Raw genomic sequence first — 19,422 nt, forward strand, 5'->3', positions numbered from 1 at the left:
GTTTGCGCAATGGAATTAGCTCACCGCCATATAGGTCAGCAATTATTCCATATTTTTACCGCCCGCAAGCGGAAAATGGGCGGGTCGCCCCGCCCAGCGCCTAAAGCGTCAGCCGAAGACGCAGGAAGCCGCCTTCGCCCTCACCGGCTTCCTCAAGCTTCAGCCCGCGCTCACGCATGCGGTCCAGATAATCGCGCGCCTTGGGGCCGGTCTCGAATACCGCCGTGGCCCCCTCGACCGGGGCAAAGCGCCAGTTCGCATCGGCCGAGGGCGAGATCGTGCCCTGCTCGACGATATAGCGCACCAGCACGTCGCGATTGGTATCCGGCGCGGCAAGGATCACGGTCGAGCCATCCGCCCCCGGAAACTCACCACCACCCGAGGCGCGGTAATTATTGGTCGCGATCAGGAATTCCTGCGCGGGATCAACCGCTTTCCCGTCAAACTTCAGGTCACTGATGCGATTGGCGTCCGCGTTCACCACCTCACCCTTTTCGACGCCGAATTTCGACGGTTGCGACAGGTCGATATGATAGGTCACCCCGTCGATCACGTCGAAATTGTAGGAACGGAAATCGGGGTTCAGCAGGGCCACGTCCTTGGCCCCCGGCGCGATCTGGTTGAACTGCCCGGCGGAACGCTCAATCCAGTCCTTCAACTGCGCACCCGTCACCTTCACCACCTGCAGCGTATTGGGATACAGATACAGGTCCGCGACATTCTTGATCGCCACCGGGCCTTTGGGCACGTCGGTATAGTAATCCGGGCCACCCCGCCCGCCCGCCTTGAAGGGTGCTGCGGCGGATAGCAGCGGCAGCCCCTCATGCGGGGTGCCCTTCAGCAATTGCCGCGCATACCAGGTCTGGGCCAGCGACACGATCTGCACGGACGGATCATCCGCCACCTGCGCGAAATAGCTGTATAGGGGCGCATCGGTCTGGCCGACCTCGGCCCGGACGTATTCCAGCGTCGCCTCGTGCCCTAGCTTGGCGGCAGCCAGAGCCGGGGCATAATCGCCCACCAGTGCCTCGGTCTTGCGATCCTCGGTCCGGTGATAGATCGGCCGCGCCTCGGACATGCCGTCGACAACCTTCCACCCCCTGCCGTCATGCTCCAGCGCCAGATCGATCAGCCCCATATGCGAGCCCCAGAACCCCGCCATGACCGCAGGCACACCCTTGATCCGCCCGGTCGCCGGGTCCAGCCCCTCGCCTTCGTAATCCTTCGACGGCCAGACGCCGTGGGCATGACCCATGACGATGGCGTCGATCCCCTCGATATCGGCCAAGTGATAGGAGGCGTTCTCCATCCCCGGCGTGGCGGGATCGGTGGACAGGCCGGAATGGGCCAGCGCAATGACGATATCCGCCCCCTGCCGCAGTTCCGGAACCCATGCGCGAGCGGCCTCGAGAATGTCGCGAGTCTCATATTTGCCCGCCAGATGTCCGGCATCCCATTGCATGATCTGGGGCGGCACGAAGCCGATCAGACCGATGCGGATCGGATGCTCGCGCCCGGCCCCGTCCTTCAACTGACGCTCAAGGATGGTGAAGGGCTGAAACACCAGCACGTCATCCTCGGGCTTGGTGCCCAGCTTGCGGGCGAAATTCGCGCAGGTGATCGGCCGCGTCGTGGTTTTCGTCGCATGTTCAAGGAACTCCATGCCATAGTTGAACTCGTGGTTGCCCACGGTTCCGGCGTCGAATTCCAGCGTGTTCATCGCCGCAATGACCGGATGTGTGTCGCCATCCTTCATGCCCTTCTTGTAGGCCATGTAATCGCCCAGCGGATTGCCCTGCAGGTAATCGCCATTGTCGACAAGGATCGAGTTTCCGGCCTCGGCCCGGATGGCCTCGATCAGGCTGGCGGTGCGCGACAGGCCGACCGTGTCATTCGGTTTGTCGGCGTAATAGTCATAGGGATAGATGTGGCAATGCAGGTCGGTCGTGGACAGGATGCGCAGATGCGCCTGCCCCCCCTGCGCCCGCGCGGCATAAGGATGCAGGACGGCCACACCCGCCGCGGCGGCGGTGCTGGCAAGGAAGCGGCGACGGGACAGGGACAAGGCATCTCTCCTGCGAATGGGTCAGCGGTCGGCGCGGAGGCTTGCCCATCTGCCCCCCAAGGTCAAATGACAAACACGCATGACGCGAGCTTGCCCATCATCCGCTTGTGCGATCGGCGCTTTGCCGCTATCAGCCTCGGCTCTTCGCGGAAAAGGGACAGGACATGGCTGACGATATCCTTGCCATCGATTTCGGCACGTCGAACAGCGCGGCGGCGATCCTGCAGGACGGCCAGGTGCGCCGCATCCCGATCGAGCATGGCGCGGACACCCTGCCCACCGCCGTCTTCTTTCCCACGCGGGGCGGGTCGATGCGGATCGGCGCCGCCGCAGCCGAGGCGCTGATCGAAGGCGATGACGGCCGCTACATGCGGGCGCTGAAAAGCGTGCTGGGCACCTCGCTGGTCCATGAGACCCGGCTGATCGGCGGCAAACGCCGTTCGATCGCGGATATTGTCGCCGATTTCCTGCGCGAGGTGAAATCCCGCGCCGAGACCGCAACCGGCCAGCGCTTCACCCGTGCCCTGTCGGGTCGCCCCGTCCATTTCCACAGCAACGCCCCCGAACGCGACGCGCAGGCCGAGGACGATCTGCGTGCCTGCTATCACGCCGCGGGTTTCGATGAGGTGTCCTTTCTGGTCGAACCCGAGGCGGCCGCGCTGGCCTCGCATGGGCTGGGCCGGGCTGGCGGGCTGGGGCTGATCGTCGATATCGGCGGCGGCACCTCGGACTTCTCGGTCTATCGCAGCGAGGCGACCGGCGCCCGCATCCTTGCCAATCACGGCATCCGTCTGGGCGGCACCGATTTCGACCATGCCGTGTCGATGACCCATGCCATGCCCGCCCTTGGTCATGGCAGCGAACTTCGCCGCGAGATGGGCGAAGGCCTGCTGCCGGTCCCGAACGCCGTCTATTCGGAACTGGCAACTTGGGCGCGCATCCCCTTTCTTTACACGCCCGAGACCCGACGCATGGCGCAGAACATGGCGAAACTGGCGGTGGACCGCGCCGCCATGTCGCGGCTGGTCACCGTGCTGGACGAGGAACTGGGCCATGAACTGGCCTTCGCCGTTGAACGCGGCAAGATCGCCGCGAATGGCGGCAGCAATGATGCCGGCATCCGCATGGGCTTCATTGAACCGGGCCTGACCCGCGCCGTCACCCCGACGTCATTGCACGACGCCTTGGCGCAATATCGCGACGACCTGACCCAAGCCGCGCGCGAGACGCTGGACATGGCCGGAGTCACCCCGGATCAGATCGAAAGCGTCGTGCTGGTCGGCGGCTCCAGCCTGATGGAACTGGTCAGCCGCGCCGCGCAGGATCTGTGCCCACAGGCCGGGCTGGAACGATCCGAGGCCTTCACCGCCGTCGTGGACGGGTTGGCGCTGGCAACGGCGCGGCCCGCCTGACAACCGCGTCAGCACCACGCATTTGACGGAAATGGTGATCCGGCAGTGGGCATTCCCTGCTTGCAGCGCCGGGCGATCTGTTATGATGTGAGCCCGCGCATACCGGACGAGAATGATGAGCACAGCCGAGGCAACCGACCGCAAGACCAGCAAGGCCGCCGCAGCGGTCCGCGCGACGGGCCTGCGCCCGCATCGCCAGCCGCTTCTGACCAATATTTCAGCGGCACGCTGGCTGCTTTTGGGGATCGTGCTGGCCTCGGTCTATTTCTTTCATGGCTTTCTGGTCCCGGTTCTGGCGGCAGCTGTGATCGCGCTGGCCAGCTGGCCCTTGCGCGAACGCGGCGTGCATCAGCTGGGCCTTGGCCGGACGCTGACCGCAACGGGGATGGTGCTGATCCTTGTCTGCTTCCTTGTCATCCCGATCGCCATGGCGCTGGTCTACGCCTTCCGCGAGCTGCGGGAATGGATCAACTGGGCTATCTTCGTGAATGCCTCGGGCGCGCCAACACCGGCATGGATGGTCGACCTGCCTCAGGTCGGCACATGGCTGGATGAGCAATGGCGCACCTATATCGGCCATCCCGGCGGCATCAGTGAGATCGTGCAGGCGATTTCCGGATCGAACATCGGGACGATCTATCGCGGCGCGCTGACGGCGGGCTCGCTGGCCTTTCATCTGGCGCTGACGCTGCTGTTCATGCTGATCACGCTGTTCGTGCTGTATCGCGACGGCGACCGGATGGTGGCGCAACTGGACCGCGTCGGAGCCCGTATCCTGCCCGACCGCTGGGACCGCCTGTCCCGCGTCGTCCCCGCCACAATCAGCTCCACCGTGACCGGCATGACCCTGATCGCCATTGGCGAGGGCGTCATTCTGGGCATCGCCTATTGGATCGCGGGCGTGCCCTCGCCGGTGACATTCGGCGTCATCACCGGCTTCATGGCGCTGATCCCCGGCGGCGCGCCGCTGTGCTTCACGCTGGTCTCGGTCTACATGGTTGCCAGCGGCTCACCCTTTGCCGGCATCGCGCTGTTCATCTGGGGCACCTGTGAGCTGTTCGTGGTCGACAAGACCATCCGCCCGATGCTGGTCGGCGGCCCGGTCAAGCTGCCCTTCCTTCCGACCTTCTTTGGCCTGATCGGCGGCGTGAAGACGCTGGGCATCGTCGGACTGTTCGTCGGCCCGGTTCTGATGGCGCTGCTGGTCTCGATCTGGCGCGAATGGCAACGCGAGATTTCCGAGGATGAGGTCCGGCTGGCCAGCCTGCCCCCCGCGCCCGACCTGATCCGACAGGAACCCACCCGGCCCGAATAACGCCGGACCACCTGCCCGCTTTTTGGTCACACTCACGAATGCCGGTCACGACAAGGACCGGCAGGCGTTCCCTTGCCCCGTTGCCGACTGCTAGCAATTCCCAAAGGGCAACAGGAAGTGGACGGACCATGTCGATCAAGGCCAGCATCTATCACCTGACGCATTACAAATACGACCGGCCCGTCATCCTTGGCCCGCAGATCATCCGGCTGCGCCCTGCGCCCTATTCGCGCACCCGCGTCATTTCCCACGCGCTGAAGGTCAGCCCCGGCGGGCACTTCGTGAACCACCAGCTTGACCCCTTCGGCAACTGGCTGGCGCGCTTCGTCTTTCCCGAGCCGGTGCGCGAATTGAAGATCGAGGTCGATCTGGTCGCCGACATGACCGTCTGGAACCCCTTCGATTTTTTCACCGAGGACAGCGCCGAGAACTGGCCCTTCGACTACCCCGCCGATCTGGTCGATGACCTGTCGATCTATCGCCAGCCCGAGCCCGCCGGGCCGCTGCTGCAAAAATTTCTGGACACGGTGCCGCGCGAGCCGCAGCGCACCACCGATTTCATCGTCTGGCTGAACGCCCGCATCTCGCAACTGGTGAATTACACCATCCGCATGGAGCCGGGCGTGCAAGAACCCGAACAGACGCTGGGCCTTGCCAGCGGCTCGTGCCGGGATTCAAGCTGGCTTCTGGTGCAGGCCCTGCGCCATCTGGGCTTTGCCGCGCGTTTCGTCTCGGGCTACCTGATCCAGCTCAAACCCGACCTCAAGGCACTGGACGGGCCGTCGGGGACGGATCACGACTTCACCGACCTGCACGCCTGGGCCGAGGTCTATATCCCCGGCGCGGGCTGGATCGGGCTGGACCCGACCTCGGGGCTGCTGACCGGGGAAAGCCATATCCCGCTGGCGGCGACCCCGCATTACCGCAATGCCGCGCCAATCAGCGGCGGTTTCTACGGGCAAGCGGTCACCGAGTTCGATTTTGACATGCAGATCCGACGCGTGGCCGAACATCCCCGCATCACCAAGCCCTTCAGCGACGCGGCATGGGACGATCTGAACGCGCTTGGCCACAAGGTTGATCAGACCCTGACCGATGGCGATGTGCGCCTGACCATGGGCGGCGAGCCGACCTTCGTGTCCATCGACGATTTCGAAAGCGACGAGTGGAACACTGCCGCCGTCGGGCCCCAGAAACGCGAACTGGCCGATCAGCTGATCCGGCGCCTGCGCACCCGCTTCGCGCCGGGGGGCTTTCTGCATTACGGTCAGGGCAAGTGGTATCCGGGTGAAAGCCTGCCGCGCTGGACCTTCTCGCTTTACTGGCGGCGCGACGGCCAGCCGATCTGGCAAAACCCCGACCTGATCGCCGCCGAGGGCAAGGACCAGCAGGCCACGCCCCTGCAATCGCAGGACCTGCTGCACGAGATCGCCGCCGAACTGGGCGTGCCGCAGGGCAATGTCATGCCCGCCTATGAGGACCCTGCGGAATGGCTGCTGCGCGAGGCGAACCTGCCCGAAAACGTCACCCCCGAGAATTCGAAGCTGAAAGACCCCGAGGAACGCCACCGGCTGGCCACCGTCTTCAATCGCGGCCTGACCGATCCCGTGGGTTTCGTCCTGCCGGTGCAGCCGTGGCAGGGCCGCGCAGGCAAGCGGAAATGGCATTCCGAGGCATGGCGCTTGCGGCGTGGCAAGATGTTCCTTGTCCCCGGCGACAGTGCCGTGGGCTACCGCCTGCCGCTGGACGGGCTGCCTTACCTGACGCCCGCGCAATACCCTTACGTGAATCCGATGGACCCGACCATCGACCGGCCCGACCTGCTGCCCCCGGACCAGATCGACCCGGCCCGCAAGGCGCAGCCAAGGGCCAGCTTCACCCCCTCGGCCCCGCAGCAGGCCCAGCATGCCCAGAACGCGACCGAGATCGAGGGCTTCGTCCGCACCGCCTTGTCGGTCGAACCGCGCGAGGGGCGGCTTTGCGTCTTCATGCCGCCGGTGACCATGCTCGAAGACTATCTGGACCTCCTGCACGCCGCCGAGGCCGCCGCCCTGCGTCTGGGCCTGAAGATCCATATCGAGGGCTATGCGCCCCCGCATGATCCGCGCCTGAACGTGATCCGCGTCGCCCCCGATCCCGGCGTGATCGAGGTGAACATCCACCCCGCCCATGACTGGAACGATTGCGTCGACATCACCACGGCGGTCTATGACGAGGCCCGCCTGTGCCGCCTTGGCGCGGACAAGTTCATGATCGACGGCAAGCATACCGGCACGGGCGGCGGCAACCATGTCGTCGTTGGCGGCCAGACCACGATGGACAGCCCGTTCCTGCGCCGCCCCGACCTGCTGGCCAGCCTGATCCTGCATTGGAACCGGCACCCCTCGCTCAGCTACCTGTTCTCGGGCCTGTTCATCGGTCCTACATCTCAGGCCCCGCGCATCGACGAGGCCCGCCACGACGCGCTGTATGAGCTGGAAATCGCGCTGGCCCAGATCCCCGCCCCCGGCGAAGGGATGCCGCCCCAGCCTTGGCTGGTGGATCGCCTGCTGCGCAATATGCTGACTGATGTCACCGGCAATACCCATCGCGCCGAGATCTGCATCGACAAGCTTTACTCCCCGGACGGCCCTACCGGGCGACTGGGCCTGATCGAGTTCCGCAGCTTCGAGATGCCGCCAGATGCCCGCATGAGCCTTGCCCAGCAATTGCTGATCCGGGCGCTGATCGCGCGCTTCTGGGCCAGCCCGGCCAAGGGCAATCTGACCCGCTGGGGCACGGCTTTGCATGACCGCTTCATGCTGCCCCATTACCTGTGGCAGGATTTCCGCGACGTGCTGGCCGATCTGCGCCAGCACGGCTTCGCCTTTGACGAAAGCTGGTTCGAGGCCAGCCGCGAATTCCGCTTCCCCTTCTGCGGCGAGGTCGAGCTTGAGGGCACGCATCTGGAACTGCGACAGGCACTGGAACCGTGGCACGTCTTGGGCGAGACCGGCGCGATCGGCGGCACGGTGCGCTATACCGACAGCTCGACCGAGCGGTTGCAGGTCAAGCTGACCACCGCCGATCCCAGCCGTTATCAGGTGTTGTGCAATGGCCGCCGCCTGCCCCTGCAACCCGTGGGCGGGGGCGAAGCCGTCGCCGGACTGCGCTACAAGGCATGGCAACCGGCCTCGGCCATCCATCCCGTCCTGCGCGTCGATGCACCGCTGACCTTCGATGTCTGGGACACATGGTCTGGCCGCGCCCTTGGCGGCTGCACATATCACGTCGCCCACCCCGGTGGACGCAGCTATGATACCTTCCCGGTCAACGGCAATGAGGCCGAGGCCCGCCGCCTTGCCCGTTTCCAGCCCAATGGCCACAGCGCCGGTTTCGCCTTCCAGCCACAGTCCGAGCAAATATCTGCGGAATTTCCCATGACCCTTGACCTGCGGCGGCCCGTGGGCCTGTAGTCCGGCCCATGGAACCCGCCGGCTCTGACGCCCGACCCGCCGAGCCCCGCCGCGCCGCGTTGGGGATTGATACCTATGCGCCCCTGCCCGGCGTCCCCGACGAAATGCTGGGCCCCGATGGCCGCATCCGCACGATCTGGCAGCCGTTGCTGGAGCATCTGGAACGCCAGCCGCCGGACATGCTGGCGCGATCCTTGGCACGGGCGAACCATTATCTGCGGGATTCGGGGGTGTTCTACCGCCAATATGGCAGCGGCACCTCGATTGAGCGGCCTTGGCCGCTGAGCCATGTCCCGGTGCTGATGGCAGAGGCCGATTGGGACCAGATCAGTGCCGGTCTGATCCAGCGCGCCGAACTGCTGGAAGCGGTGATGGCCGATCTGTACGGCCCGAACCAACTGGTCGCCGGGGGGCATCTGCCGCCGGCGCTGGTGGCCTCGAACCCGCAATGGCTGCGCCCGATGGTGGGGGTGCGCCCGCGCATGGGCCATTACCTGCATTTCATCGCCTTCGAGATCGGGCGCGGCCCGCATGGCAAATGGTGGGTACTGTCGGACCGCACGCAGGCGCCTTCGGGCGCGGGCTATGCGCTGGAGAACCGCGTCGCCACCTCGCGCGCATTCGCCGATCTGTTCAGCCTGCAAAATGTCCACCGGCTGGCGGGCTTCTTTCGCGATTTCCGCGACCGGCTGATGGCGGCGCGCGACGACCATGACGCACGCATCGCCATCCTGACCCCCGGCCCGTGGAACGAGACCTATTTCGAGCAGGCATGGATCGCGCGCTATCTGGGCTTCATGCTGGTCCAAGGCGACGATCTGGTGGTCGAGAACGGGCGGCTGATGGTGCGCACCGTGTCCGGATTGCGACCCATCGACCTGCTGTGGCGACGCATGGATGGCGATTATGTCGACCCGCTGGAGCTGAACCCGGCCTCGCGGATCGGGACGCCCGGCATGGTCTCGGCCCTGCGCAGCGGCGGGCTGAACATGCTGAACGCGCTGGGATCGGGCGTGCTGGAAGCGCGAGCGATGATGGCCTTTCTGCCGAAGCTTGCACCGATCCTGACCGGCCAGTCGCTGGCGATGCCCAATATCGCGACATGGTGGCTGGGCGCGCAGGCCGAGCATCAGGCGATCATGGCCGCGCCCGAACGCATGGCGCTAAGCCGCGCGCTGGATACTGGCCTGCCCTTTGACAGCGACCCGGCCCCGATACTGGCCGCCAGCCTTGACCCCGCCGAGTTGCAGCGCCGTCTGACCGAGGAAGGCCCGGATCTGGTCGCGCAGGAAACCGTCAGCCTGTCCACCACGCCCGCGCTGATCGAAGGGCGGATCGTGCCGCGCCCGCTTAGCCTGCGGGTGTTTCTGGCCCGAACGGCGGATGGCTGGCAGGTCATGCCCGGCGGTTTTGCCCGCATTGGGGCGACCGACGATCCGACCGCGCTGGCGATGCAGCGCGGCGGTGCGGCGGCGGATGTCTGGATCGTCAGCGACAACGAGGTTCCGGCCATCACCATGGCGCCCTCGCGGGGGGGGCCCTATCGGCGCAGTGCGCCATCCACCCTGCCCTCGCGCGCGGCGGACAACCTGTTCTGGATGGGCCGCTATGTCGAGCGGACCGAACAGATCACCCGCATCCTGCGCGCCCGCCACATCCGCGAGGCCGAAAGCGGGCGCGGCGCGGAACCGCTGCAGGCCGCGCTGGACAAGCTGCTGAAAACCTATGGGCTGGAGCCCGGTGCGCCGATCCCCAAGGGGCTGATCGACACGCTGTCCGCCGCCGTCGCCAGCGCCGGTCAGGTGCGCGACCGTTTCTCGACCGATGGTTGGTCGGCGCTGTCCGATCTGGAAAAAACCGCGCGGCAGATGGCCGGGCGGGTCGCGCCGGGCGATGACGCGGCACGCGCGCTGTCGGCGATCCTGCGCAAGATCGCGGGCTTTTCCGGTCTGGTCCATGAAAACATGTATCGCTTCTATGGCTGGCGCTTTCTGACGCTGGGGCGACTGCATGAGCGCGCACTGGGAACCACCGGCATCGTCGCCGCACTTGCCCAGCCGGACGCGCCGCATGGCGCGCTGGACCTGTGCGTGGAACTGGGCGACAGCGTGCTGACCCATCGCCAGCGCTTCGCCATATCGACCTCGCGCGAGACGGTGATCGACCTTCTGGTGCTGGACCCGATGAACCCGCGCTCGGTCCGGCATCAGATCGACCAGATGATGGCGCAGGTCTCGGAGCTGCCGGGGGGCGTCGAGCAGGGCGAATACTCTGCCCTTGGCCGCGCGGTACTGCGCTGCCAAACCGAGGTTGCGACCGAGACCCCCGAATCCCTTGACGGCGAGGCTTTGGATGCGCTTGGCACCCGCATTGCCGACCTGTCCACCCTTCTGACCGAGGCCTATCTGCGGTGACCAGCTATCGGATGCAGATCGCGTTTCAATACGCCTTTGAACGGCCCGCCGGATCGGGGCGGCAGCTGTTTCGCATCCTGCCCGCGACCATTCCCGGCAGGCAATCGGTGCTGGATGCCGCGATCCGCATCGACCCCGATCCCGTTGAGACGCGCGAATTCGTCGATTTCTTTGGCACGCGGGTGATCGAGCTGGTCATGCCCCCCGGCATCACCGAGTTGGAACTGATACTCGAGGCCGATGTCCGCCGCGTCGCGCATGAAATCGGGCTGGACATCTCGACGCCCCTGACCCGGCTTGCGGCGGAAATCGCCGGGCATCGCGGGCTGGATGCGGCCTCTCCGCATCATTTTCTAGTGCCGACGCCGCGCATCCCCCGCATCCCCGCGATCGCCGGTTTTGCCCGCAAGGCAACCGCCGGGGCCGAGACGGCGCGCGAGGCGCTGGAAAAACTGGGGTTGGCGCTGCATGCCCATATGCGCTTTGACGCCAAGGCCACGGATGTGAACACCCCCCCGGCCGAGGCTTTCGACCTGCGGCGCGGGGTCTGTCAGGATTTCGCGCAGATCATGCTGGCGGGCCTGCGCAGCCTGAACATTCCGGCGGCCTATGTGGGCGGCTATCTGCGCACGCTGCCGCCACCCGGCCAGCCGCGTCTGGTCGGCGCGGATGCCAGCCACGCCTGGGTCCGGGCCTGGTGCGGGGCGGATGCGGGCTGGATCGATTACGACCCGACCAATGCCTGTTTCGCGCTTGGCGATCATATCGATATCGGCTTTGGCCGCGATTACGACGATGTCGCCCCGGTCACCGGCATGATGCGGCTGGATGGCGCGCAGACCGGCACCCATAGCGTCGATATCGAGGAAGCGCCGGTCCAGACCCAATCCGGGCCGCTGTCTTGGACGCCGCTGGCGCTGGCCTTTGCCCCGAAATCGCGCGCGGCTCAGACGGACGATCCGCTGCACGAACCCGGCTGAACGAAAAAGGGCAGGACCTGCGCCCTGCCCTTTCCCTGATCTGTAACCGTCTCAGTTCGCCGGAGGAGCGGCCGGGACGATGCTTTCCTGCTGCGGCGGCGGTGCCAGCGATTCCGGCAGCGGCGTCAGCTTGACACCCGCCTTTTCGCCCAGTGGCGTGCCCTCGCGGTCGGTCACTTCGGGGGCCAGCGGCTCATCGCTCGAAGGTTCGGCTGCTGCCGGGACCGGAGCGACCGGAACGGGGTTCGCCCGATCCGCGCCGTCATTGCGCAGATAGTCGAAGAACTGGCCCTCGGGCTTGATCACCAGCGAGCTGTTCTCGCCCTTCAGCGAACGCTCATACGAGGTCATCGAACGGGTGAAGGCAAAGAACTCGGGGTCGCGGCCAAATGCCTCGGCATAGATCGAGTTCCGACGGGCATCGGCCTCACCGCGGACGATCTCGGCCTTCTTGCGGGCTTCCGAGGTCAGCTCGACCACGGTCCGGTCGGCAGCGGCGCGGACGCGCTGCGCGGCCTCGCCACCGCGGGCGATCTCATCGGCGGCCTCACGTTCACGCTCGGCGCGCATCCGGGCATAGGTCGCGGTCAGGTTCTGCTCCGGCAGATCGGTGCGGGTCAGGCGCACGTCGATGACGCGCACACCCAGATCCTTGGCGTTTTCACGCGCCAAGTCGCGGATCTGGTTCATCAGCGGCGTCCGGTCATCCGACAGCACCGTGGTCGAGGGCACCGAGCCCAGCACCTGACGGATGGCGTTGGTCACGATATCGGCCAGACGCTGCTGGGCGAACTGGATGCCACCGGCAGCCGTGGCGCGGCGGAACTGCACCACATCGGTGATCTGCCAGCGGGCAAAGGCATCGACGACCAAACGGCGATCATCCAGCGGCGTGACCTCCATCGGCGGGGTCGGGATGCCAAGGATGCGGGCGTCATAGCGCACCACCTGGTCGATGAAGGGGACCTTCAGACCCATACCGGGATTTTCGCGCACATCGACCACTTCGCCGAAGCGCATGACCAGCGCCTTTTCCCGCACATCGACAATATACAGCGAGGCAGTGACCAGCACGGCCGCGACGGCAAGGAAGGGCAGGACCAGAATTGAGAGTGTACGGTTCATCACTGGTTCCCCCCGGTGCTGGACGAGGTGGCGGATTTGTCGGCAGCTGCGGGATTGCTGCGCAGTTGATCCAACGGCAGATAGGGCACGACACCCTGACCGGCATCGCCGTCAAGGATGACCTTGTTGGCCTGACCCAGAACTTTTTCCATCGTCTCCATATACATGCGGCGGCGCGTCACCTCGGGGGCCTTGACGTATTCGTCATAGACCGCGTTGAAGCGCGAGGCCTCACCCTGTGCGGTGTTCACGGCTTCCGCGCGATAACCTTCGGCGCGTTCGATCACGGCAGCGGCTTCACCACGGGCATTGGCCAGCACCCGGTTGGCATAGGCGTCGGCTTCTTTTTCAAGGCGGTCGCGTTCCTGCTGGGCGGCCTGCACTTCGCGGAAGCTGTCGATCACCTCGCGCGGGGGGTCGGCGCGGTCAAGGTTGACGCGAACAACATTGATCCCGGCCTCATAGGCATCAAGCGTGCTTTGCACCGAAAGCTTCAGATCCTCACCGATGGTGCCGCGATCGCGGTTCAGGATCGGGGCGAGTTCCGAACGGGCAACGATGTCGCGCATGGCGGATTCGGCGACGGCGCGGATGGTGTCTTCGGGGTCGGCCAGGTTGAACAGGTATTTTTCCGGGTCCGAGATGTTCCAGACCACCTGATAGGCCATGTCGACGATGTTCTGGTCGCGGGTCAGCATCAGCCCGCTATCCAGCGGCCCAGCGCGACCGGTGCCGATTTCGGTGGTGCGTTCGCCCGAGACCGAGACGACCTCGGCGCGGACAACCGGCCATGGCGCGAAATTCAGGCCCTCTTCGCCGGTGGCGAAAGGACGGCCAAACAGCAGCTCGACCGAGCGTTCCTCGGGGTTGACGGTGTAGAAGGACATGAAGGCCCAGAAGGCCACCGCGCCCAGCGCGACAAGCCCCCAGGTGCCACGGGTCATTTGCGGACCCTGCGACGAACGCCGGGGACCGTTGCCGCGCGGGCCGCCAGGCCCCTTGCCGCCCATCAGGACGCGCAGCCGGTCCTGGCCCTTGCGTACCAGATCCTCGATTTCATTGACCTGTTCGCCGCGGCGCGGGCCGCGTGGATCGTCGTCCCGGTTGCCTCCGGCATTGCCCCAGGGGCGCTGGCCCCCTTGGGGCGGCTCCTTGCCACCCTTGCCGTCATCTCCTCCACCGCCCCAAGGGCCTTGTCCCGCCATCGTCTCTTGCCTCGTCTGCTGTTCGTGTCTCAGGGGTTAACTGGTACCGAAGCGGCGAAAATCAAGCCGAACCAACGGTTTTGTCAGGATGTGCCCCGCCGATATGCCGGGTGGGGCGACGCATCGTCACCAATTCTTCGGCCAGGGTCGGATGCACGGCGATGGCCGCGTCGAAATCGGCCTTGGTCGCGCCCATGCCCATCGGGATGGCGACCAGCTGGATCATCTCTCCGGCCTCGGGGCCAAAGATGTGACAGCCGGTGACCTTGTGGGTTCCCGCATCGACCAGCAGCTTCATCACCGCCCGCGCATCCGAACCCGCGAAAAGCGAGCGCATCGGGCGGAAGCTGGCCTCATAGACCTCATGCGGGCCCTGTGCGGCGGCTTCCTCCTCGGTCAGACCGATCGAGGCCACCTCATGCGGGCGGATATAGACCGCCGCGCCGTAAAGCCGGTGATCGACCTTGCGGGGTTTCGCACCAAAGACGGTGTCGGCAAAGCTGTGGCCTTCGCGGATCGCCACCGGGGTCAGGTTCACCCGGTCGGTGACATCGCCCACGGCAAAGATCGAGGGAACCGAGCTTTGCGACCATTCGTCGACGACGACCTCGCCCTTTTGGCCCAGCTTGACGCCTGCCTGCTCCAGCCCCAGACCCTTGGTATGGGGTGCGCGGCCGGTGGCAAACATCACCGCGTCATATTGGTCGGTCGCGCCATCGTCAAAGGTGACAAGGATGCCGCCGTCCTGCTTTTCCAGCTTGGTCGGGGTGGATGGCAGCCGCAATTCGACGCCGATCACGCGCAGCTGCTCGGTGGCATTGCGGCGCATGTCACCGTCAAAGCCGCGCAGCACGGCATCGCCGCGATAGCTTAGCGTGGTATGCGCGCCCAATCCCTGCAAGATGGTAGCGAATTCGCAGGCGATGAAGCCGCCGCCCACGACCAGCACGCGCCCCGGCACCTTCTCCATCAGGAAAAGGTCGTCCGAGATCATGCCCAGTTCTTCGCCCTCGATGCCGGGAAGCTGCGGACGACCACCGGCGGCGATCAGGATGTGCTTGGCCGTCACGCGGCGGCCATCGGCCAGCTCGACCGTGTGGGCGTCGTGCAGGTGGGCGCGCTGCTTGTGGATGTCCACCCCCGCCGCGACCAGACCGCCGGTATAGGCGCCTTCCAGCCGGGTCAGTTCGGCATCCAGCTTGTGGCGGAACATCAGCCAATCGAAGGGACCGGCGTCGGCGCTGGTCCAGCCATAGCCGCGCGCCTCATGCGCCAAGGCCCCTGCCTGCGAGGCAAAGATCATCAGCTTTTTCGGCACGCAACCGCGGATGACGCAGGTGCCGCCCATGCGGCTTTCCTCGGCCAGACCGACGCGGGCATGGTATTCGCTGGCCGCGATCCGCGCGGCCCGCACCCCGCCCGATCCGCCGCCGATCACGAAAAGATCGTAATCGAATGTCATTCCAGATCCTCTCTGCGCAACTCGACCACCGAGCCGTCGGGACGGCCGATGATGGCAAGATTGCAGATATTCAGGAATAGGCCATGTTCAACCACCCCCGCGATCGCCGACAGTGCGCTTGCCAGCGCCGCGGCATCGTGGATTTCCTCAAGCGCGAGATCGAGGATGTAATTGTTCTCATCGGTGCGGATCGGCTGGCCGTCGCGCTCGCGCCGGATCACCGGGCGGTCGGCCATGTTCAGCTCGGCCAGCGCGCGCTGGATATGGGTGCGGGTCGATTCCCAGCCAAAGGGGATCACCTCGACCGGCAGCTTGAACTTGCCCAGACGGTCCACGACCTTGCCCTGATCGGCGATGACCACCATCCGGTCGGATGCGGTGGCCACGATCTTTTCGCGCAGATGCGCCGCGCCGCCGCCCTTGATCAGGCTCAGGTCCGGGTCGACCTCATCGGCACCGTCGATGGTCAGGTCAAGCCAGCCCAACTCGTCCAGTTCCTCGACGACCAAACCCAGCGACCGCGCCTGATCCGCCGTCGCCTTCGAGGTCGAGGCCATCCGCAGGTCCATCCCCTCGGCATGGACGCGCTCGGCCAGACGGTCGACAAAGACCTTGGCGGTCGAGCCGGTGCCCAGACCCAGCTTCATCCCGTTTTCGACCAGCGCCACGGCGGCACGGGCAGCGGCATCCTTGGAAAGGTCGATGGTGGTGGGGTCGGTCATGGCGGCAGCTCCGAAGCGGAAAGTTCATCTGTAGATTGGCCCTTGCGGGCGGTCCCCGACCTTATACGCAGAAGGCGGCGCTTGGACCACCTGCCATGGCCGGAAATCTGCGCGGGAAATCTGCGCACGCCTTGGGGCCGAAGGTCGCATCGCGCGCCGATTGCCTCGCGGCGCGGGCTCGCCTAATCATGCGGGCCATGAAGATACCTGACACTTGTTCGGAAACGCTTTCGCATCAAGCCGATACGTTGTTCCGATGCCCCGGACATAGCATAAACGAATCGGGAATCTTGTTCCGCTAGACCGGCTCCCCCGGCGTAACGACCTGCATCCCCTGCCCCACATCGACCACGCAGGACGTGCCGTCGGGGCGCGTGACAAGCGCCGTCCATGAGCCGCTAGGACCGGCCCAGATTTCGAGGATATTGCCGGATTGCGACAGCCCGACCGCAAGCCGGGCCTCGCCGTATTTGTCGCCAAGCTGCGCGTGGATCTCCGGCGTCGGGAAGCACGCGGCGGCTGCGAGGATCAGGCCAAGCAAACCGGTCATTTGCGCGCCTCGTTCAGCTTCGACGCCGCCAGCAGGTCGAGCACTTCCAGCCCCGGCTTGAGATAGGCCAGCGCGTCGGGCACGGACTTTTTGGCATAGTCGAGGACCACACCGACAGCCGCCGCGCCGGTCAGTTGCCGCGCCATCGCCAGTCGCGCGCCGGTCATCAGCGCGGAGTGCAGCGCGTCCCGGTGCTTCGATTCAATCTCGATGCCCCATTTCTGGCGGGCCTTGGCCGCGCCCCAGCCGATAACGGCAGTCAGGCCAATGCTCACGATTTCCAGAACGTGCGGGGTCGCCGCTTCGAACAGTGCTTGCATGTCATTCTCCATTAGCAGGGTTGCCATTCACCGCCGCGCAGGAAGCCGTGCCATTGGCAGGGCATCGCGACGTTGTAGATCGACGGGGACAGGGTTGGCCGGTCGAGTGAGCCGCAGAAGTCCCACGACGGGCCGCAGCAGACTGGACCGCGGCGCAGGTAGCTTTCGCCCCCGCAGCCACACGGGCAGATGAACGAGAGGCCGCAGCCGTGGTGGACGAACGAGCCGGGAATTCGCTGGCAACGCAGCGCCTGGATGTTCGGCATGCGGCGGGCGCGAAGGGCGGGCGGATGACAGTGAGCGCATTCGTGATTGGCACAGGTCATGTCAGATCTCCGGTGAAAGCGCGGCGATGCGACCTGCCGCGAGGTTGAATGCGTCCAGAGCGGCCTGTGACTTAGGCCCCCAGATGCCGTCGATTTTCGAGGTGTAGAGGCCGAGGCTGGCGAGGATGGATTGCACCTGCCGCTCGGGCGATTCCGCAGCCAGCGCCGCCGCGTATTCCTTCGCGATGGCCGCAATATCTGCGGCTCGGTCCGTGCCGTTGATGATCCGGCGCGCGCCCGTGTAATCGGTCTTGGACGCGTTGATGTAGTCGGACAGCTTCTTGCCGGTGAACCAGCCGTCACGGCTTCCGAGGACGAGGACACGGGCCGCGTTGTCGGGTTCCATGGCAGCATCCGGGTTGGCAATCAGGTCGATCCCGATCTGCTTTCCCGCGCGCTGGTAGTTGTACTGCCATGTGAGCTGGGCGAAGCCCCGGCCATACCACGGGTAATAGCGCAGCTTCTTGCGGTAGGCGTCCGCCTTGCTACCGAGGTAATAGGCCTCGCGGACTGGCTGCATCGTGTGCGCCGTCTCGTGATAGGCCGTCGCCAGAACATAGGCCGTCTGCGGCGTGGTCAGGCCCGCGTCTCGCGCAGCCGCGATTATTCGCTGGGTGTGGCCCAGCGTCAGATCGACTGTCATTGCAGCCTCCGATGATTAGGGGATGCGCTGGATCAGCCAGCGGGCATGGATCGCCATGCAGTGGTCGCGCTCAAAGATGCGGTCCATGGCGCGCAGGTATGCTGTGCGGAAGCAGCTATCCGGCAGGGCGTAGACGCGCGAGCAGAGCGGCTCGCTGGGGTCGCCCAGCAGCAGCGCGTTGAGGCGGCAGGACCACGCCCAATGGTTCATCTCATCAACCGGTCTTCGATGCGCCGAACCGAGGCTTTGACCTCCTGCAAGTCTTCTCGATCCTCGGCCCGCTGGCTGTCGCGACGTGCGAACTCCACCCGTAGCATCTCCGTCTGCGATTTCAGCTCCGCGATTTCCTGCTGGTTGGTGAACAGCCGGCGCACCAGCCAGCCGACGCCGCCCACCACGGAGCCAAGCGCCAGCGTCATGGCCCAGCTAATGGCCTCATCCAGTTTTTCGAACCAATTCACGGGCATCTCCGGGCAAAGAAAAAGCCGCCCCGAAGGACGGCAGAAAGGGTTGCGTTTCCGTCGCTCGCGCCCACATGCTGAGAAGCGATTCATGGGGGAATCATGGCCACCGAGTTGACCACGAACGAAGAAAACGAGTTCATTGCCAAACGCATCTATGCGGCACATGCGAAGCTAGAACCCGACAGCACCGGCATCGTGACGCCGTGGGACAAAATCAGCGACGATGAACGCCGCCAGTGGATTGCAGCGGCGGCGGAGGCGCGCGAGATCCTTATTCCCGTCAGAATTTCGTCATAATCTCGCGGAATAGCCCCTCATCATCCGTTCCGCGCAGATCTGCGGTCGAGAGGGCGTAGCGATAAACAGCGCCGACGAGGCCCCCGGTCTGATCGCTTGTCTGGCGGTTGCCGATCGCTAGAGATGTGATCGGGGCGCCCGACATGGGCACCGTCCCGATAATGACATTATCCACCTCGACGGCGCATTCAGCCGCGCCTTGATACAGGATAATGACCCGGTTTCCGGGGGCTACGACTGCCAGATCAGTGCTGTTGAAACGCAGCATCCGATCGGAGTTGCGCCAATTCAGGTTCCAGCCAGCGCCACCACCCAGAATGTATTGATCCGCACCCGTTTCAATGACCATGTTGAGCGCGAGACTCAGGCTCATCCCGCTTGTGAATGAGCCTGCCGCCTGCAACGTGTTGACGCCGGTAAATTCGACGCAGCGCGTAGACGTGCCGCCGATATTTTTGAATGCCTTCGTCGGCGTGACAGAACTTACCGCAGCCGTTGTGCCCGACCCGTATTTCGCAGGCCAAGATCCCGACGAATACTCCGGCGTATACCAAGCCCCGACAAATCCCGCGATAGTCGCGAGTTTCTCTGGGACTGTCAGCTTGACCGGCAGCGCTGCCCCGGAAATGTCAACGCCGGTCTGTGCGGTTGTGGTGATCGGCATGTT

At 65.3% G+C, this 19,422-nt stretch carries 18 protein-coding genes; 6 read left to right on the forward strand and 12 right to left on the reverse strand.

All coding sequences use genetic code 11. The features are described 5' to 3' along the window. Positions 1–100 precede the first annotated feature (100 nt). The gene (locus IB235_RS19205) at positions 101–2,065 is read right to left on the reverse strand and encodes a bifunctional 2',3'-cyclic-nucleotide 2'-phosphodiesterase/3'-nucleotidase (RefSeq protein ID WP_192338084.1); all 1,965 of its coding nucleotides are present in this window, start codon (positions 2,063–2,065) and stop codon (positions 101–103) included. A gap of 164 nt (positions 2,066–2,229) precedes the next feature. Between IB235_RS19205 and IB235_RS19210 the strand changes: the two genes are divergently transcribed. The 5 genes from IB235_RS19210 (at position 2,230) to IB235_RS19230 (ending at position 11,641) form a co-directional block, all read left to right on the forward strand. Further along, on the forward strand, positions 2,230–3,477 hold the full coding sequence (locus IB235_RS19210) for an Hsp70 family protein (RefSeq protein WP_155040628.1): 1,248 nt from the start codon (positions 2,230–2,232) through the stop codon (positions 3,475–3,477). Between the two features lie 115 nt (positions 3,478–3,592). Continuing rightward, positions 3,593–4,792: an AI-2E family transporter gene (locus IB235_RS19215; protein WP_225612485.1), complete on the forward strand. Its 1,200-nt coding sequence runs from the start codon at positions 3,593–3,595 to the stop codon at positions 4,790–4,792. Positions 4,793–4,920: 128 nt separating this feature from the next. Continuing rightward, the gene (locus IB235_RS19220) at positions 4,921–8,247 is read left to right on the forward strand and encodes a DUF2126 domain-containing protein (RefSeq protein ID WP_192338086.1); all 3,327 of its coding nucleotides are present in this window, start codon (positions 4,921–4,923) and stop codon (positions 8,245–8,247) included. Between the two features lie 8 nt (positions 8,248–8,255). Continuing rightward, positions 8,256–10,661, forward strand: coding sequence for a circularly permuted type 2 ATP-grasp protein (locus IB235_RS19225; protein ID WP_192338087.1), 2,406 nt, complete (start codon positions 8,256–8,258; stop codon positions 10,659–10,661). After that, positions 10,658–11,641, forward strand: a complete 984-nt coding sequence (locus IB235_RS19230) for a transglutaminase domain-containing protein (RefSeq protein WP_370576948.1) — start codon at positions 10,658–10,660, stop codon at positions 11,639–11,641. The genes IB235_RS19225 and IB235_RS19230 overlap by 4 nt, the downstream gene beginning before the upstream one ends. A gap of 51 nt (positions 11,642–11,692) precedes the next feature. On the opposite strand, the gene hflC is transcribed toward IB235_RS19230, so the two are convergent. The 10 genes from hflC to IB235_RS19280 form a co-directional block, all read right to left on the reverse strand. Beyond that, on the reverse strand, positions 11,693–12,766 hold the full coding sequence (hflC, locus tag IB235_RS19235) for a protease modulator HflC (RefSeq protein WP_192338088.1): 1,074 nt from the start codon (positions 12,764–12,766) through the stop codon (positions 11,693–11,695). Continuing rightward, on the reverse strand, positions 12,766–13,971 hold the full coding sequence (gene hflK / locus IB235_RS19240) for an FtsH protease activity modulator HflK (RefSeq protein ID WP_155040633.1): 1,206 nt from the start codon (positions 13,969–13,971) through the stop codon (positions 12,766–12,768). The genes hflC and hflK overlap by 1 nt, the downstream gene beginning before the upstream one ends. Positions 13,972–14,032: 61 nt before the next feature. Next, the gene (gene gorA, locus IB235_RS19245; RefSeq protein WP_192338089.1) at positions 14,033–15,433 is read right to left on the reverse strand and encodes a glutathione-disulfide reductase; all 1,401 of its coding nucleotides are present in this window, start codon (positions 15,431–15,433) and stop codon (positions 14,033–14,035) included. Next, positions 15,430–16,155 carry a ribose-5-phosphate isomerase RpiA gene (rpiA, locus tag IB235_RS19250; RefSeq protein ID WP_192338090.1) on the reverse strand — a complete coding sequence of 242 codons (726 nt, stop codon included), beginning with the start codon at positions 16,153–16,155 and terminating at the stop codon, positions 15,430–15,432. Before rpiA ends, gorA begins: the two co-directional genes overlap by 4 nt. Positions 16,156–16,453: 298 nt before the next feature. Further along, the gene (locus IB235_RS19255) at positions 16,454–16,705 is read right to left on the reverse strand and encodes a hypothetical protein (RefSeq protein ID WP_192338091.1); all 252 of its coding nucleotides are present in this window, start codon (positions 16,703–16,705) and stop codon (positions 16,454–16,456) included. Continuing rightward, entirely contained in the window at positions 16,702–17,025 is a 324-nt protein-coding gene (locus IB235_RS19260; RefSeq protein WP_192338092.1) for a hypothetical protein, read from the reverse strand. Before IB235_RS19260 ends, IB235_RS19255 begins: the two co-directional genes overlap by 4 nt. Before the next feature lie 11 nt (positions 17,026–17,036). Continuing rightward, on the reverse strand, positions 17,037–17,351 hold the full coding sequence (locus IB235_RS19265) for a DUF6527 family protein (protein WP_192338093.1): 315 nt from the start codon (positions 17,349–17,351) through the stop codon (positions 17,037–17,039). A 1-nt stretch (position 17,352) separates the two neighbouring features. Next, a complete protein-coding gene (locus IB235_RS19270) occupies positions 17,353–17,994 on the reverse strand; it encodes a glycoside hydrolase family 19 protein (RefSeq protein WP_225612486.1) in 642 nt (213 codons plus the stop codon). Positions 17,995–18,009: 15 nt separating this feature from the next. Continuing rightward, positions 18,010–18,204: a hypothetical protein gene (locus IB235_RS19275; RefSeq protein WP_192338094.1), complete on the reverse strand. Its 195-nt coding sequence runs from the start codon at positions 18,202–18,204 to the stop codon at positions 18,010–18,012. Beyond that, positions 18,201–18,455, reverse strand: coding sequence for a hypothetical protein (locus IB235_RS19280; protein ID WP_192338095.1), 255 nt, complete (start codon positions 18,453–18,455; stop codon positions 18,201–18,203). Before IB235_RS19280 ends, IB235_RS19275 begins: the two co-directional genes overlap by 4 nt. A gap of 102 nt (positions 18,456–18,557) precedes the next feature. Between IB235_RS19280 and IB235_RS19285 the strand changes: the two genes are divergently transcribed. Continuing rightward, positions 18,558–18,755 carry a hypothetical protein gene (locus tag IB235_RS19285; protein ID WP_192338096.1) on the forward strand — a complete coding sequence of 66 codons (198 nt, stop codon included), beginning with the start codon at positions 18,558–18,560 and terminating at the stop codon, positions 18,753–18,755. Here the strand turns inward: IB235_RS19285 and IB235_RS19290 are convergent. Continuing rightward, positions 18,739–19,419: a hypothetical protein gene (locus IB235_RS19290; RefSeq protein ID WP_192338097.1), complete on the reverse strand. Its 681-nt coding sequence runs from the start codon at positions 19,417–19,419 to the stop codon at positions 18,739–18,741. The two genes, IB235_RS19285 and IB235_RS19290, sit on opposite strands and share 17 nt — an antisense overlap. Between the last annotated feature and the right edge of the window lie 3 nt (positions 19,420–19,422).

Origin of the sequence: Paracoccus sp. PAR01, from assembly GCF_014851995.1 — a bacterium.
Lineage (GTDB): Bacteria > Pseudomonadota > Alphaproteobacteria > Rhodobacterales > Rhodobacteraceae > Paracoccus > Paracoccus litorisediminis.